The organism is Nostoc sp. (genome assembly GCF_036916575.1).
In the GTDB taxonomy this organism is placed as follows: Bacteria; Cyanobacteriota; Cyanobacteriia; order Cyanobacteriales; family Nostocaceae; genus Nostoc.
This window is the reverse complement of the sequence record NZ_JBALGC010000111.1, coordinates 1-14,844: the sequence shown is the minus strand read 5'-3', so window position 1 is coordinate 14,844 and position 14,844 is coordinate 1. Positions and strand designations below refer to the sequence as shown.

The 14,844-nt window shown below is 42.5% G+C and carries 11 protein-coding genes and 1 pseudogene; 6 read left to right on the top strand and 6 right to left on the bottom strand.

The features are described from left to right. The first annotated feature begins 111 nt into the window (after nucleotides 1-111). From V7L29_RS24940 to V7L29_RS24930, 3 genes and pseudogenes are all read left to right on the top strand, one after another. Complete coding sequence (locus V7L29_RS24940) at nucleotides 112-1,005, top strand: ABC transporter permease (RefSeq protein WP_334737124.1); 894 nt, start codon at nucleotides 112-114, stop codon at nucleotides 1,003-1,005. 54 nt (nucleotides 1,006-1,059) lie between these two features. Then, nucleotides 1,060-1,257, top strand: coding sequence for a hypothetical protein (locus tag V7L29_RS24935; protein ID WP_334737123.1), 198 nt, complete (start codon nucleotides 1,060-1,062; stop codon nucleotides 1,255-1,257). A gap of 84 nt (nucleotides 1,258-1,341) precedes the next feature. Next, nucleotides 1,342-1,815: pseudogene (locus tag V7L29_RS24930) on the top strand (Uma2 family endonuclease); the annotation flags it as partial. A 229-nt stretch (nucleotides 1,816-2,044) separates the two neighbouring features. Here V7L29_RS24930 and V7L29_RS24925 read toward each other — a convergent pair. The 3 genes from V7L29_RS24925 to V7L29_RS24915 form a co-directional block, all read right to left on the bottom strand. Further along, entirely contained in the window at nucleotides 2,045-2,518 is a 474-nt protein-coding gene (locus V7L29_RS24925; RefSeq protein ID WP_334737122.1) for a chemotaxis protein CheW, read from the bottom strand. Between the two features lie 194 nt (nucleotides 2,519-2,712). Next, a complete protein-coding gene (murQ, locus tag V7L29_RS24920; RefSeq protein ID WP_334737121.1) occupies nucleotides 2,713-3,639 on the bottom strand; it encodes an N-acetylmuramic acid 6-phosphate etherase in 927 nt (308 codons plus the stop codon). A 102-nt stretch (nucleotides 3,640-3,741) separates the two neighbouring features. Then, a complete protein-coding gene (locus tag V7L29_RS24915; protein ID WP_334737120.1) occupies nucleotides 3,742-4,170 on the bottom strand; it encodes a DUF3110 domain-containing protein in 429 nt (142 codons plus the stop codon). Nucleotides 4,171-4,435: 265 nt separating this feature from the next. On the opposite strand from V7L29_RS24915, the gene V7L29_RS24910 reads away from it, so the two are divergent. Continuing rightward, nucleotides 4,436-10,129 carry a translocation/assembly module TamB domain-containing protein gene (locus V7L29_RS24910; protein ID WP_334737119.1) on the top strand — a complete coding sequence of 1,898 codons (5,694 nt, stop codon included), beginning with the start codon at nucleotides 4,436-4,438 and terminating at the stop codon, nucleotides 10,127-10,129. Nucleotides 10,130-10,408: 279 nt separating this feature from the next. Here the strand turns inward: V7L29_RS24910 and V7L29_RS24905 are convergent, their stop codons facing one another. Both V7L29_RS24905 and V7L29_RS24900 read right to left on the bottom strand, forming a co-directional pair. Beyond that, entirely contained in the window at nucleotides 10,409-10,708 is a 300-nt protein-coding gene (locus V7L29_RS24905) for a hypothetical protein (protein ID WP_334737118.1), read from the bottom strand. A gap of 191 nt (nucleotides 10,709-10,899) precedes the next feature. After that, on the bottom strand, nucleotides 10,900-11,829 hold the full coding sequence (locus V7L29_RS24900) for a carbohydrate ABC transporter permease (protein ID WP_334692739.1): 930 nt from the start codon (nucleotides 11,827-11,829) through the stop codon (nucleotides 10,900-10,902). Between the two features lie 158 nt (nucleotides 11,830-11,987). Between V7L29_RS24900 and V7L29_RS24895 the strand changes: the two genes are divergently transcribed. Together V7L29_RS24895 and V7L29_RS24890 are read left to right on the top strand one after the other, a co-directional pair. After that, on the top strand, nucleotides 11,988-12,650 hold the full coding sequence (locus tag V7L29_RS24895) for a GIY-YIG nuclease family protein (protein ID WP_334692738.1): 663 nt from the start codon (nucleotides 11,988-11,990) through the stop codon (nucleotides 12,648-12,650). Nucleotides 12,651-13,074: 424 nt separating this feature from the next. Then, on the top strand, nucleotides 13,075-13,494 hold the full coding sequence (locus tag V7L29_RS24890) for a hypothetical protein (RefSeq protein ID WP_334737117.1): 420 nt from the start codon (nucleotides 13,075-13,077) through the stop codon (nucleotides 13,492-13,494). 220 nt (nucleotides 13,495-13,714) lie between these two features. Here V7L29_RS24890 and V7L29_RS24885 read toward each other — a convergent pair whose 3' ends face one another. Continuing rightward, on the bottom strand, nucleotides 13,715-14,491 hold the full coding sequence (locus V7L29_RS24885; RefSeq protein ID WP_334737116.1) for an ABC transporter ATP-binding protein: 777 nt from the start codon (nucleotides 14,489-14,491) through the stop codon (nucleotides 13,715-13,717). Between the last annotated feature and the right edge of the window lie 353 nt (nucleotides 14,492-14,844).

The window sequence follows — 14,844 nt, the reverse complement described above, 5'->3', positions numbered from 1 at the left end:
ACTAAAATAATTAGGAGTTAAGAGTAGAGACGCGATTAATCGCGTCTGTACAGGAATTAAGAGTAGAGACACGATTAATCGCGTCTGTACAGGAGTTAGGAGTTATAAGTGATGAATTTTGAAAAAAATGATATTTCTAAAATAGAAGGATTGCATCGCCTGAGACGAAATTTGCTCCAACCTTTGGTATTACTTGTACCATCTGGTATTTGGTTATTACTTTTGTTGGTGCTGCCAACTTTAATAATTTTCGAGTTAAGTTTAGTTGCAGACATCCGACCGGGAGATTTGGTCAATCCCAACGGATTCAAAAACTACATCCGAATATTTGACCCCCTTTACGTGCAAGTAATTGGGCGATCGCTATTTTTTGCCTTTGGTACCACAATCATTTGTTTAATTTTGGGCTTCCCTGTCGCCTATTGGATTGCTCAAATAGCGCCGCAGCGTTGGCGGAATTTGCTGCTATTAGGCTTTATATTGCCTTTGTGGACTTCCTCCTTACTTCGCTCCTATGCTTGGATTACAATTCTTCGTCCTACTGGTTTATTGAACAGTTTACTCAGCAATTTAGGCTTGCCTACTTTGGAATTACTTAACCGGAGTCAAGCTGTATTTATTGGCATGAGTTACAGCTTGTTACCCTATATGGTTTTGATTTTATATGCTTCTCTCGAAAAGCTAGACAAGCGGTTGCTAGAAGCAGCGGCTGATTTAGGTGCAAATCCGGTGGAAACTTTTAGCCAAGTAACTGTACCACAAATTTTTCCTGGAATTGCGGCTGCTTCTATGCTTATATTCATCACAGGCTTGGGGGATTTTATCGATCCAGAATTACTCGGTGGTGCTTCTAGTATGACGGCGGCGCGGTTAGTTTATAACCAGTTTCTTGGAGCAACGCAAAATTGGGGATTTGGTTCAGCCTTGAGTATGACGTTAATTTTGCTTGTTAGTATTGCGATCGCGCTTTTAATTAAGTTTGGTGAACCTACACTCAAACGCTAAACTTTTCGTCACTCATTTATAATAAGGGCATCAAACGCCAGCGAGACAACGGTTATGTTCTCACCTGATCTCAAAAATGCGTTACCAACTACTGATGAACTTCCCTGTTCAGACAATACACCAGTGGATAACGTAGACCGAAGGGCTAGGCTTCGCCAAGCCCTCTTCCATCACTCTTTGAAAAAGCAATCACTGCAAGGCTTACGAGACTTCACTTTCCAGATTTTGGCTACATTTTGGAATTTATATTAGAAAATAAAGCCTCAAATCTTGATTTAGTCATAGTTTCAGTTTTCTGCTTCGATTTTTATTTTCTGAGGTGATGGAAGAGCGCTAGACCAAAACTTTTTGCCCAACATTTTACTCTTCTTACTCAACTCTATTTGGGCAAATCGCATGGATTGGTACTTCGGAGTAGATATGGGAGTATATCACACCACAGGAGTAAATCCTAGAGTACCTGTAGTGCCAGATGCTTTTTTAAGTGTGGGAGTAGAACGGAAAAAGGGTGGTAAATCACGCAAAAGTTACGCGGTTTGGGAAGAAAATGGGATAGTTCCAATATTCACATTAGAAATGGTATCCCACACCCCAGGAGGTGAATATGACGAGAAGCTTGATATCTACCGAAAACTCAGTGTATTGTACTACGTAATTTATAACCCTGAGTTTTGGCGGCGCGACCAACATTAACCCTTTGAAGTGTATAAATTGATAGATGGAAACTACCAACTACAAATAGGTGAACCCTATTTGATGCCAGAGGTGGGGTTAGGTATTGGGCGACACAAAGCTGTAATTGGAAAGATATTTCATTACTAGCAATATTCGCTATATTAGCGTTACCGTTCTGATTTTCTAATTCTGAGATTAGATGTTCATTTTCATGGCTAGTGTTATACAAAAATGTCATTGGATTAGCCTCAAAATTTGTTATGGGTAATCATTCGATATTTTGCAGATAAAAACAGTCTTTTATTGGGTTATTAAGGATTAGCAATTATCAAAATACTATGTCTAATCACCCATTATCAAACATTTAATTATGAATCCACCACATAGGAGCTTGGATAATAGTTGTGGCATCCAAACTCAAAATAATCTCCTCCAAATCATTAATAAAGTATCCCTGTAAACAAGGTGATATTTGAGGATAAAATAATTCAGATATTGCGGGTTTCATTTGCTTAGTATCAAGCCATTCAATATCTATAAGCTCTCGCACCAATAGTCCCAAATACTTACCCTTGTTTTCCAAAACAATCCCCATCATTCTTGAAAGTAAATTTGGTCTTTGCGAAATTGGAGGATAACCTAACATTGCCTCTAAATCTATCAACCAAAGCATCTCACCACGCCAGTTATAAATACCTAAGACGCTACTGGGCATCTCAGGAACGCTACATATTTCTGGTAATGATACTTGCAAAACTTCTGTGATGTGTTGTAACGAAATTACGGCTGTATCTCTTACTCCCAAATTAAAACTTAAAAACTTTTCCTTAGTTTTCAAAGTTATTGATCCTTTATCCGTGATGATTTATCTTTAGCCACTATTTGTAGTTATTATTTAATCTAAAAAAAAGGCGTGCTACTAAGACAAGTAACAGCCATATATAGAGTATTTATTAAGGGATAGTTTTGCAATTGCCATATCGGTTTTGATCAGGACTTACGCAACTGGCACAATCAGTCATAAAGAAATTCTCAGGACTGCTTGTCGTTTTTGTAGCTCAAAACAGCTGCCCTGAGATTACTTTGGTGTTCTGAAAGAAGCCGATCGCCTTCATCTTTTGCCAAACCAGTCCAGTGCATCAATAGCGCTAGCTTAACCCATTTCCCACTGCGTTCTAGTAAAAAACCAGCAGCTTCCCGACTTAAACCTGTGAGGTCTTGCAAAATTCGCAAAGCGCGATCGCGTAACTTTTGATTTGTTACCGCCACATCCACCATCCGATTGCCATATACTTTGCCTAGCTTCACCATTACCCCAGTAGAAAGGATATTTAAAGCTAACTTCGTGGCTGTACCAGCTTTCAGGCGAGTTGAGCCAGCGATTATCTCTGGTCCTGTCAATAGGCGAATGTCAATATCGGCATCAAAGCTAACTTGTTCAGCTGGAACACAGGCGATAAAAATAGTAGTGGCTCCTCGCTGACGAGCAGCATGAAGCGCACCGTGGACAAATGGCGTTGTCCCACCAGCGGTAATGCCAACTACTACATCTAGCTGGGTAATGTGTCGCCCAGCGATCGCAGCCTCGCCATCTTCGATGCTGTCTTCTAAATCTTCAGAACTGCGTACCAGCGCACCCGCACCACCAGCAATAATCCCCTGTACCAACTCTGGGGGTGTACAAAAAGTAGGTGGACACTCAGCAGCATCTAACACCCCTAACCGACCACTTGTACCCGCACCGATATAAAATAGGCGTCCTCCGTGGCGCAAACGTTCTGCGGTGCTATCAATTGCTTGTGATAACTGAATTTTCGCCGCCGCAACCGCCGCAACTGCTTTTTGGTCTTCGTTATTAAACAGCTCCACCAATTCCAGACAACTGAGCTGGTCTAAGTTAAAACTGTTAGGATTTACCAGCTCGGTTAAAAGATGCCCGCGTTCCTGCAAATTTGTCATTTGTCCTTTGTCCTTTATTCTTTGTCTTTTGTCATTAGCCAGTTAGCGACCAATGGCTAATGACCAATGACCAATGACCAATGACTAATGACTAATGACTAATTACAACAATCCTTCCAATTTGCGACGCATCTTCTCTAGTTCAGAATCAGACAATTCTGGTTCTTCTAGTGGCTGTTGATTGAGAGGGAAGGTGTCTTCAACAGTATCCTCCTTCTGGGCGTTTGCTTGCCAGTCGGTTTCTTCGACGTTCAGTTCTGGGGGAGTGACAACTAAATTGCTGTTTTCTGGGATGATTTCCCATTCATATCCAGCAGTTTCGCAAAATTCCTTGATTTCCTCAGCATCGATCGGCTCTGGTGTAGGTGAGGGGAAATCCTGAGCTTCCAACATCAGGGCAAAGCGCGTGGCGTCGTCTTCTGACTCGAACATCAGAATTTTATTGCGATCGCCCTCCCGAATCGTGTGAATCCCCTCATTTTCCGTTCGAGCATTAAAAATTAACACAAAAACACGCATTGGTGTAATCATCTGTCTTTTTTAAGGTCTATTCATATTAAAGTTCTAGGTTGTGCCTCAGGGAAAGTCACAGGAACAATTTTCACTCTATTGAACTCAGAATTTCCTGAAAACGCCAATATTCTTAAGCATAAATATTGGATCAAGCAAATACCGTAACTCAACCAATAAGGTCTTGGGTTTAGTTGGCGTATCCTGGAAATGGCATACTGAATCAATGTGCCAGTTAATGCTTGTGTGTGCCAGGGACATCCGGCAATTAATACAGTGAAAGCAAATGACTAAATCTTCCAATCAAGATCATCACTTCCCTTACCCTATCCGCAAGCGTCTGTGGTTGCTGGTGTTGAGTCGGGGTAGCATTACCTTGGGCGGACTTTTACTGTTAGGAATTGTTGTCGGTATTTGGCGCTTGTGGACTTTTGTGCAAACAGAGTTAACACCCTTAGCACAACAAAGTCTCACGACTACACTCAATCGTCCGCTAAAACTGGGAAGAGTCACACAATTTTCGTTGACGGGAGTGCAGTTTGGAGCTTCAACTATCCCAGCCACACCCACAGATCCAGATCGGGCCGCAGTCGAAGCTGTGGAGGTGGGTTTTGACCTGTTACAACTAATCTTTAACCGTCACTTAAAGCTAGATGTCACCTTAGTCAACCCGGATATTTACATTGAACAGGATGACCAAGGACGCTGGGTTTCCACTAATATAGCCTCGCCAGGTGAAGGCGGCGCAATTAAAACTGATTTGGACAACCTGCGGTTTCGCAATGCCAAGTTGGTGTTGATGCCGCAGAAGAGAGCAGGGGGGGCAGGGGGAGCAATATCTCCCTCATCTCCTGTAACATTTTCTCAACTCAACGGTTCTGCCCAACTTTTAGCAAACAATCAGTTGATTAGGTTTGATGTCGGGGGTCAAGCAGACAGTGGTGGCAGTATTTCCATTCAGGGAGAGACGCGTTCCAAGGTCTTAGCAGGCAACTTCCAGTTGCGAGCACAAGACTTTCTGGCTGCGGATATTACTCGGTTAATCAAGCTACCAGTGAATTTACAGGCGGGTCGAGCCAATGGCGACTTGTTAGTTCGGTTAACACCAGGACAGCAAACTTTATTGTTTGGCAGCGCTACTGTACAAGGGGTAACAGTTCAAGTGCCTAAAGTGCCGCAACTGTTGAGCAATACCCAAGGAAACCTCCGCTTCCAGAAAACGGAATTGCAGTTAGAGAATGTTATTACCAACTACGGCAAAATTCCCTTAGTGGCTACGGGAATCATCGACACTAAAGCAGGCTTTAAGTTGGCGGGGCGTGTAAATGCAGTAAGTTTGGCTAATGCCCAGGAGACTCTGAAGGTAAAACTACCTGTGCCGATCGCTGGACAAGTACAAGCAGAGTTGCAGATTACTGGATCAACAAAAGAGCCAATTCTCTCAGGCTCAGTTGCCACGATCCAAACTGCTCGGATTGATAAAGTTGATTTTAATAGTATCAGTAGTAAGTTTGAGCTTGCTACTAGTTCCTCTTTAATTACCCTAAGAGATATTCAAGGGTTCGCCAAAGTCGGTGGTGAAATCACGGGCGCTGGCACAATGCAACTCGGTAAAAACCCTCGACTGGATTTAAATTTCGCCGCTAAGAATGTTCCAGGGGATGCGATCGCAAAAGTTTATGAAATAACACCCGCGTTCCTTATCGGCAATGTCTCAGCTACAGCCCAACTAACAGGCGCTCCTACCAATGTCCAAACTGTGGTAAAATTTCAGGCTCCTAACGGAACTTACCCCGGAACTGGCGAAGTTGCAATCGCTCCAAATCGCACCGTCTCCTTCCGTAATGTGGCTCTCAATGTCGGTGGTGGTACAGTACGGGCAACTGGTAGTTATGCCAATCAGCGTTGGCAAGCTGTGGCTGTTGCCTCTGGGGTGAAATTGGAACCCTTTGTAGACAAAAGTCAACTGCAAAATGTCTCTTTGGCTGGGGCACAGTTCAATGGTCGTCTCATCCTCTCAGGCAGGACAGCACCATTTGAAATTGCCACGATTCGCACTGATGGTGCAGGAGTTCAAATTGGTGGCGGTACAGTTGCAGTTTCTAATGTCCAACTGCAAGACCAAGGCTTTTCTGCTCAACTTGTAGCTAATGGTGTGCGGTTGGGGCGGATATTGAAACAGTCTCCCCCAGTTTTAAATAATCCATTGATGGGTACGTTCCAAATCGCAGGCAACAGAGATAATTTCAGCCTGAAAACCCTGCGTGGCAGTGGTGAAGGTCGCCTTGCTATTGGCGGTGGTACGGTTACAGCTTCTAATATCCAAGTGGCGAATGGTGTATATCAGGCGCAAGTTCAGGCTAAGAATGTGCCTGTGCAGCAGTTGGCAACAGTACCAAAGCAGTTCCAAGGAGCGTTAACTGGTCAGTTCAACGTCGCCGGTTCTGTTGATCCTTTTAAACCACAAACTATTCAAGCCAGCGGTCAAGCACGGGTAAATGTTGCGAGTGGGACTATTACAGCTTCTAATATCCAAGTGGCGAATGGTGTATATCAGGCGCAAGTCCAGGCAAATAATGTACCGTTGCAGCAGTTGGCAGCAGTACCAAAGCAGTTCCAAGGGGCGTTAACTGGTCAAGTGAACGTGGCGGGTTCTGTTGAGTCTTTCCAACCGCAAACTATTCAAGCCAGTGGTCAGGGACGGCTGGATGTTGCAGGTGGAACGATCAGAGCCTCTAATATCCAAGTGGTTAATGGTCGCTATCAAGCTGTAGTTAATGCTTCAGGTGTAGAATTAAATCGGTTAAATCAGCAATTGCGAGGTCAATTTGGCGGTCAATTGCAATTAGCTGGCACGCTAGGATCATCCAAATTAGCTGATGTGCGTGCCGCTGGACAGGTGCAATTATCCCAAGGTATTCCTGGTGTTGAGCGACCCCTGACGGCTGCGATCGCTTGGAGTGGTGAAAGGCTTACCATTGAACGAGCAACCGCTCCCGGTTTAAATGTTACTGGTAACATATTAGCCAATGCTCAGGGAGCAGGTATACCGGAAATTACTGCCCTAAATCTCAACGTTCAAGCCCAGAATTACAACTTAAAACAGTTACCTATCAATCTTCCTAATCAGGTTGCTGTGGCGGGGAGAGTCGATTTTAATGGTCAAATCACTGGTAAGCTGCCCCTGCCAAATGTGGTAGGACAAATTAATTTACGAGACTTGGTTGTTCAAGATATTGCTTTTGAGCCATTGTTAACTGGAAACATCGATTCAGCACAGGGACGCGGTTTGAATTTGAACTTGGCGGGTAATCGCGATCGCCTTGCCTTCAATTTAGATGCCAATAATCGCCCTAAATCTTTCTTAGTAAAATGGCAGCAAGCATTAGCAACAGGTAATGTACAAGGGAATGATTGGGCACTCAAAGTTGCCAATTTCCCTTTACAAATATTGAATTTGACTCCGCCACCAATTACTCGCCTGGGTGCTGGTAAGATAGCTGGGTTATTAACTGGGGATTTGCTGTTTAATCAGCAGACATTGGCAGCTACGGGGAATTTAGCGATCGCTAATCCGCAAATTGGCCGGCTTGGCGGCGATCGTTTAGCGGCTCAATTCCGCTATGGTAACGGTAAAGCCACACTCGCCAGTAGTGAATTTGTCAAAGGCAAAAGCAGCTACGCCCTTGTCGGTACTTTTGCTCAAACCCCTAAAGGCCCTCAACTACAAGGTAAACTCAACGTCAACCAGGGTGAGATTCAAGATGTTCTAGCTGTAGCACAGATATTTGATTTACAAGATTTGCAACCTGGTTTAGCAGCACCAACCTACGGCACGGCAGCGGATCTAACCACCAACCCTCAAGGGTCGCTAAATCAGCCCTTATTTAACCAAATCCAACGGTTTTCTGAAATTGAAGCCCTGGTAGCAGAACAGGAACAACAGCGACTTGATTCCACTCCCATACCGGATTTGGCAGACTTAAAGGGAACTTTCAACGGGGAAGTGACTGTAAATACAGCTACAACCAATGGATTATCAGTGGAATTTAATTTGAATGGACAAAACTTTGCCTGGGGTAAAAAGGAAGAACGAAATCGTTTTTATACCGCTGACCAAGTGATTGCCGAAGGCAACTTTGAAAACGGTGTTTTAAGTTTGCGACCTTTACGGCTCGAATCTAAAAACAGGCTGATTGCCTTCACAGGTAACATTGGCGGTGATCAACAATCTGGTCAGCTGCGGGTGAATAATTTTCCGGTACAAGTACTGAATAATGTTGTCAAACTGCCAGTTGGAATCACAGGGAATCTTAACGCCACAGCAGCTTTAGCAGGCAGTATTGCTAATCCCCAAGCTATAGGGGAATTACAAATCACAGAAGGAAAGCTGAATCAGAAGGCAATAGAATCAGCAACGGCAAGTTTCAGCTATACCAACGGACGCTTGAACTTTAGTAGTATTGTAGCAGTTGCCGGGCCAAAACCTGTTGATATTACTGGCAGCATCCCTTATAAATTACCTTTTGCTTCTGTGGCGTCAGACAGTGAGCAAATAACTCTCGATATGAAGTTGGAAAATGAGGGATTAGCACTGTTAAACGCATTAACTAACCAAGTAGTATTTGAGAAAGGTGAAGGAGAAGTAGACCTCAAGATACGCGGAACATTGCAAAAACCCGAAGTAGATGGAATTGCTACTATCAATAATGCTACTTTTTCAGCCCAGGCTTTGCCACGTAAGTTCAGACATGTCACAGGTAGAGTGCTGTTTAATTTTGACAGCATCTTAGTAGAAAATCTTCAGGGTACATTTAGCCGTGGGAAGGTAGAAGCTGCTGGAGAAATTCCCATTTTCAACAATGAGAACGTGACTATCAACAATCCCTTGACCGTTAATCTCGACGATCAGCTAGCGTTGAATCTCAAGGGACTTTACCAGGGAGGCGCTAGCGGTAATTTGCAGATTACTGGTTCTGCCCTTAACCCCATAATTGGCGGTAAAGTAAATTTATTTGATGGTCAGATATTGCTGGCAGAATCTAGCAACGCCACTTCATCTGCAAATAGTAGTCTCGGTGTATCACCCCCAAAAGCCAATAAGCAAAGTAAACCTGAAATTGGGAATGGGTTGGCGGCAACCTTGCCGTTAGGCATCGCCAGATTTAATAATCTAGATTTGGAACTAGGCAAAAACGTCCAAATTACCCGTCCCCCTATTCTCAGCTTCCGTGCAACTGGTAATCTTATAGTTAACGGTTTAATCAATCAGCCAATACCCGATGGCACTATCCGGTTAGAACAAGGTGGGGTGAATTTATTTACTACCCAATTTAACCTTGCTCGTGGCTATACACACACCGCAACTTTTAGTCCCTCTCAACCCCGTGATCCAGAGTTAGATATTCGGCTATTTGCCAAGGTACTGGACGTAACTCAAAGTAATGACTTCAGCCGGATAAATACCACAGGTTTATCAGCTTTAGAGAGTGTTCGAGTCGAAGCTACTATCAATGGTCTCGCCAGCAAACTAAATGAAAATCTAGAACTAACAAGCAGTCCGTCACGTAGTCAAACCGAAATTGTTGCTCTTTTAGGAGGTGGGTTTATAGACACCCAAGGACGTGCTGACAGTACTTTAGGTCTGATTAACATCGCAGGCTCAGCTGTGTTTAACAATTTTCAGTCGGCTTTTAATCAGATTGGGAGTACCTTTGGCTTAAGTGAACTGCGGATATTTCCTACCATTATTTCTGATAATCCCGAAGCGGGAAGAAGCAGCTCAAGTTTGGAATTAGCAGCAGAGGCTGGGGTTGATATTTCTTCCAAGATTTCCATTTCTAGCATCAAAATTTTGACAACAAATGACCCTTTCCAATGGGGTGTTAATTACCGGATAAACAATGAATTTCGTGTGCGTGCTTCCACTAATTTAACCGATGACAGTCGTGCAGTAGTGGAGTATCAAACACGGTTTTAAATAATGGGACTTAAACAAAAAGTAGCCTTAAAAAACCATCAAACGTATATACAGAAAGATTTTGACATCGTTTTACCCTGGTTATTGATATATCTGGGTTTGAAGCATTTTTGAGTATTTGGTGTATTTTCCTTACCCTGTATAGGTTTGAGTCTTGTTTCTGGCTAAAAAATGTTTAAGTCCCAATAGGTTGATTAAGCTAAACCACATCTAGTTTGCATAATCTAAAATTGTACATTTATTGTGGGGTGGGCGTCTCGCCCGCCCAATATATGCAAATTAAATGTGGAACAGCTTATTAAAATCAATTTCTTCAGTTGGAAATATAATAAATCCCGTGCCTACATCATACCTTTTAGGGATAAACTGTTTTATCATACTCATTAATAGACGTTCTTTATAAGTTCCTAAACTCGGATAGTGTGCATCTCTAATAATTTGTGCTAAGGAATTTATTTTTGAAGTAAAGCTTTCTCCCATTAATGCTGCATAGCTCATTAAATCACCTGTGAAAGACTGTTTATATTTATGACGATTTTTTTGTTTTTCATCGTCGCTGTACTTGTTACGACCTGCCATTGTTGATGTTCTCCTGTATACCAATAAAATTTCGCCAATTATCTTTATTTCAATGCTGCATTTCTTATAACGAAGATTAGTTAGAATATGAGGTTCAGGAACAGCAACACAGCCCTGGGTTGCTATAAAGTTTACTCTGTCTAGATTTCAGACTTTTTCTTACGTTGAGATCAGGTTAAATTAAGTCAATATCAAATTGTGATATTATCGTCCCCCTGCTGATTAATAGCTAATCGCAAAATTGATAACCCCAAAATTATCAAAAATAGCACTAGCCCAATTGTGCAAGCGTAGCTAATTTCCAAATTGTTGAAGGCTTGCTCATATAAATAATAAACAATCGTTTTCGAGCTACTGAGTGGCCCTCCTTGAGTCATAATGTATACTTCTTCAAACACTTTGGTCGCAGAAATAGCCGAAATCACCGCCACTAGTGCTAGATACGGCTTCATCAAAGGTATGGTAATATCCCAGTGTTTGCTGATACCATCAGAGCCATCAATGGCTGCGGCTTCGTACACATCAGCGGGAATTGATTGCAACCCCGCTAAATAAATTACCATGTAGTAGCCTAGTCCCTTCCATACGGTGACAGCCATGACGCTGGCAAGAGAAATTGGTACAATGCCAAAAATTTTTGCTGGGCTAGTTAGCCAAGGAATACCTTCTGGAAAAAGACCTAAAGCTTTAAACAACTGATTCAGTAATCCATTTTCTGCATACAGCCATTTCCAAGCTATTCCGGCAACCACCATTGAAATTACCACTGGAGTGTAGTACGCTGCCCTAAACCAATTCATTCCCCGCAGTTTCTGATTTACCAAAATTGCCAGTACTAAGGGAGCAATTACTAAAATTGGTACTACACCTACAAGATATAAAAAAGTGTTTTCCAAGGTTTTCCAAAAAACTGCATCCTTCCAAAGCTTGAGGAAGTTGGCGAAACCTATCCATTGTGGCGACTGGGCAATATCTTCATAACTAGTAAAGCTGAGGTAAAACGCTTGCAGTGCAGGCCAAAAGACAGTTAACCCCAAAAGAGCTAAGGCGGGTAGTAAAAATAAATAAGGGGTCATCTGCTGTTTGAGGAATATCCAATTTTTAGGTGTTAATTGATTCATATAAGGTTTAATAGCTGTTTTCGCTTTGTGAGAATCTTTAAGAACAAGAATTTAGAGATGTGAGTAGATTTAAGCTTCAATATTTTAAGGGCATATATTTGCGTAGGCTTCGCGCTTGCCGTTGGCATCGCTAATTAATAACTCGGAGATCAACTGCAATGGAAACTCAGCACAACTCGCCAATTGAACATCAAAATGTTCCCATAAACCACCGTGGACTGCATGATTTTTTGTATAGTTCTGACGACGAACACGCCGCCACTGAGGTGAGTATAACTCCTGAACTGGCAAACAATGGTACTGAAATCATTGACCTTGAGGCTTGGAGTGCGGCTGCTCAGAACGCGAAAATTGCAGGTGTTTACGCAGTATTAGACGCAGAACGCTGTACTCAGTACATTGGCTATTCTCGGAATGTGTTGCTTTCCCTAAACGGTCATATCACCCAAAATGGTGAGCAAAAGTGTGCTTTTGTGCGTGTGCAAGCATTCAAGTTCCCCAAGCGTCAAGAAATGGAAGATTTGCGAGATGCGTGGATAGTAAAACTCGAAAGCACACCACCTGGTAATGCTTCCGAAAGCGAAATGTGGGCTAGCACTATAGGCGAAGCTGCGAAAGCGGTAATGTCAGAGGCGGAACGCCAAGCCTATGAGGAGAAAAAGCTAAAACTGCGGAAAGCAATGGCTGACACAACCCTCTCTAAAGAGTCAGAAACAACAGATGCTAGTAAAGCCAAGCGTCAGCGTCAACTTGAAGCTGCTGTGAAAAACGATGACTGGAGTGTAATTATCGACGCACAGACACAGGAAACTAAGTCTTAGGTGTCAATTAAATTAGTTGTATATTTTGACAAATTAGTGTTTATGCGATGATGGCGCACATCTGTGCGCCCCTATGGGGTGATCGTGCTAAAACGAGTTTTTTGTACGCTAATAGAGTTAGATAACTTCACAAAGCCTTGCCCCGAAGGAGTTACAGCTTGTTCGATTTTAAAGTTTTTGATTTTTTATGTCTGAAGCTTTGAGCGGCGTTGATCATTGCCATTTCTAGATTATTTTTGTTCAAAGATTTCCCAACGGTCATTTCTACGCTTGGCATATATAGCAACGGACAGTGAGCTTAGGACAGCAATAAAATCACAAAGTACGCTGTTGAAAACGCGTTTTCCGCAAACTGTCCTAACGGCTTTGGCGATTGCTATAAATGACAGTTTCTAAACTTAGCTAGATCATTAGTGACCTAAATATGAGTACCATTCGGAAATTTACCATAGTGCTGGGTACAGTAGGCTTCATCCTATTTTCTGTACTTTTGCTTGTATTTCTACCGTGGAGCTTTAACTTCTTTGGCTACGCACTACCAGGAAAAGGAGGATTACCTTGCCGAGTTTCATACGGTGATCGGGTCTATATTGCTTCAAATAAGTGCATTGGAGTTTTTTCCTACGGGATACAGCTTCTCTGTAGGACAGAGTTAGATTTGATAGATAAAAAGTCGTGGCCGCTTACGCAAGTTGGACAAATACCTACCTTGTTGGGTGAACCCTATCCACTGTTCCTAGATGCTCGTTCTATCAAACAGATCAAGCAATGGACACCAACAGGTGTATTTGTTCGTACTGGCAGTAACTGCTACATTGGCTATAACCTTTCAGGCGGTCCATAAGATTAACATATCCGCCCGTGTGGAGATGCTATACCTCCACGCTTGATTAAATAGCAGTTTTCCAAACATTTGCAGACATAAACCAACCCTAGTCTAGACACGCCAGCATGAAGATTGAGGATTAAGATTATTTACAGTTGAAAAGTTAAAATACCTCTGGCAGATTATTGGGAGGTTTTTTAATTATGAAAAATTTAGGATGCGATACTATGATTTGATTTTAAACAGCAGAAATGGCACAAACTTGTAAACCGACAGGCGTGTGAATAATCACTGATTCTACGCCGAAGACTTGGGCGATCGCATTTGGTGTCAGAACTTTTTCAGGTGTACCAACTTCCCAAAAATTACCTTGTTTTAATAAAGCGATGCGAGAACTATACCGCGCTGCTAAATTCAGTTCATGTAGTACCGTGATAATAGTTAATCCCTGCTGCTGATTCAGTTCTTTAAGCAGTTCCAATAGTTGCAATTGATAGTTTATATCTAAAAAAGTTGTAGGTTCATCTAACAGTAATACTTTTGGTTCTTGTGCTAATGCTAGAGCTAAAAAAGCGCGTTGTCTTTCACCACCTGAAAGTTGTTCAACTAAGCGATCGCTCAATTTTTCTAGCTGCGTCTTTTTAATTGCAGCTTCCACTTTCACCCAATCTTGGGCGTTTAGTTCCCATTGCCACCAAGGTTGATGTGGTGTGCGTCCTAAACTTACTAATTGTCGCACTGTTAAACCAACAGGAACTGTTTGTTGTTGCGGTAATAATGCCAGTTTCTGTGCAACTAAATTTGGGGGTTGAGAGTGAATTGCTTTGCCATCAAGTAGCACTATTCCCTGCTGTGGGGAGAGAATACGACTCAGCAATTTGAGTAAAGTAGATTTACCTGAGCCATTAGCACCAACTAAACTCAACCACTCTCCTGTTTGCAGAGTGAGGTTAATGTCTTGAACAATTGGTACTGAGGTGTAACCGCCTGTGAGGTTTTGCAGTTCGAGTGGCATTTGCTGAAATTAAAAAATCAAAAATGAGAAACTTAATTTTACAGGATTTGAGTAGATTATTTAGCATCCTTATCCATTTACCCGAATTGCGATCGCTACTGCGTAAATTACTCATAGTAGCTATAAAGCTGAACTATGAGCTTCTATAATCACGAGGGAGTGCCCAAGCTTAGACTTTCGCCCAAGTTTAGATCTTCCTCCTCTTCTACAGCAGAGACGGCTGTACCTTGAAAATGGGGACTTTTGCGACCCGTTAAAATTACCACCATTAAGGTTGTGCTACCCTACTTATGGCCGCACAATAAGCCAAATCGAATTAACCACGCTGATAACCGCGACGCATTAATCCCAGT

Bases quoted from the DNA above. Each gene is read 5' to 3' on its own strand.
- V7L29_RS24940 (WP_334737124.1), top strand. From the start codon at position 112: ATGAATTTTGAAAAAAATGATATTTCTAAAATAGAAGGATTGCATCGC.
- V7L29_RS24935 (WP_334737123.1), top strand. From the start codon at position 1,060: ATGTTCTCACCTGATCTCAAAAATGCGTTACCAACTACTGATGAACTT.
- murQ (WP_334737121.1), bottom strand. From the start codon at position 3,639: ATGACAAATTTGCAGGAACGCGGGCATCTTTTAACCGAGCTGGTAAAT.
- V7L29_RS24915 (WP_334737120.1), bottom strand. From the start codon at position 4,170: ATGATTACACCAATGCGTGTTTTTGTGTTAATTTTTAATGCTCGAACG.
- V7L29_RS24910 (WP_334737119.1), top strand. From the start codon at position 4,436: ATGACTAAATCTTCCAATCAAGATCATCACTTCCCTTACCCTATCCGC.
- V7L29_RS24905 (WP_334737118.1), bottom strand. From the start codon at position 10,708: ATGGCAGGTCGTAACAAGTACAGCGACGATGAAAAACAAAAAAATCGT.
- V7L29_RS24900 (WP_334692739.1), bottom strand. From the start codon at position 11,829: ATGAATCAATTAACACCTAAAAATTGGATATTCCTCAAACAGCAGATG.
- V7L29_RS24895 (WP_334692738.1), top strand. From the start codon at position 11,988: ATGGAAACTCAGCACAACTCGCCAATTGAACATCAAAATGTTCCCATA.
- V7L29_RS24890 (WP_334737117.1), top strand. From the start codon at position 13,075: ATGAGTACCATTCGGAAATTTACCATAGTGCTGGGTACAGTAGGCTTC.
- V7L29_RS24885 (WP_334737116.1), bottom strand. From the start codon at position 14,491: ATGCCACTCGAACTGCAAAACCTCACAGGCGGTTACACCTCAGTACCA.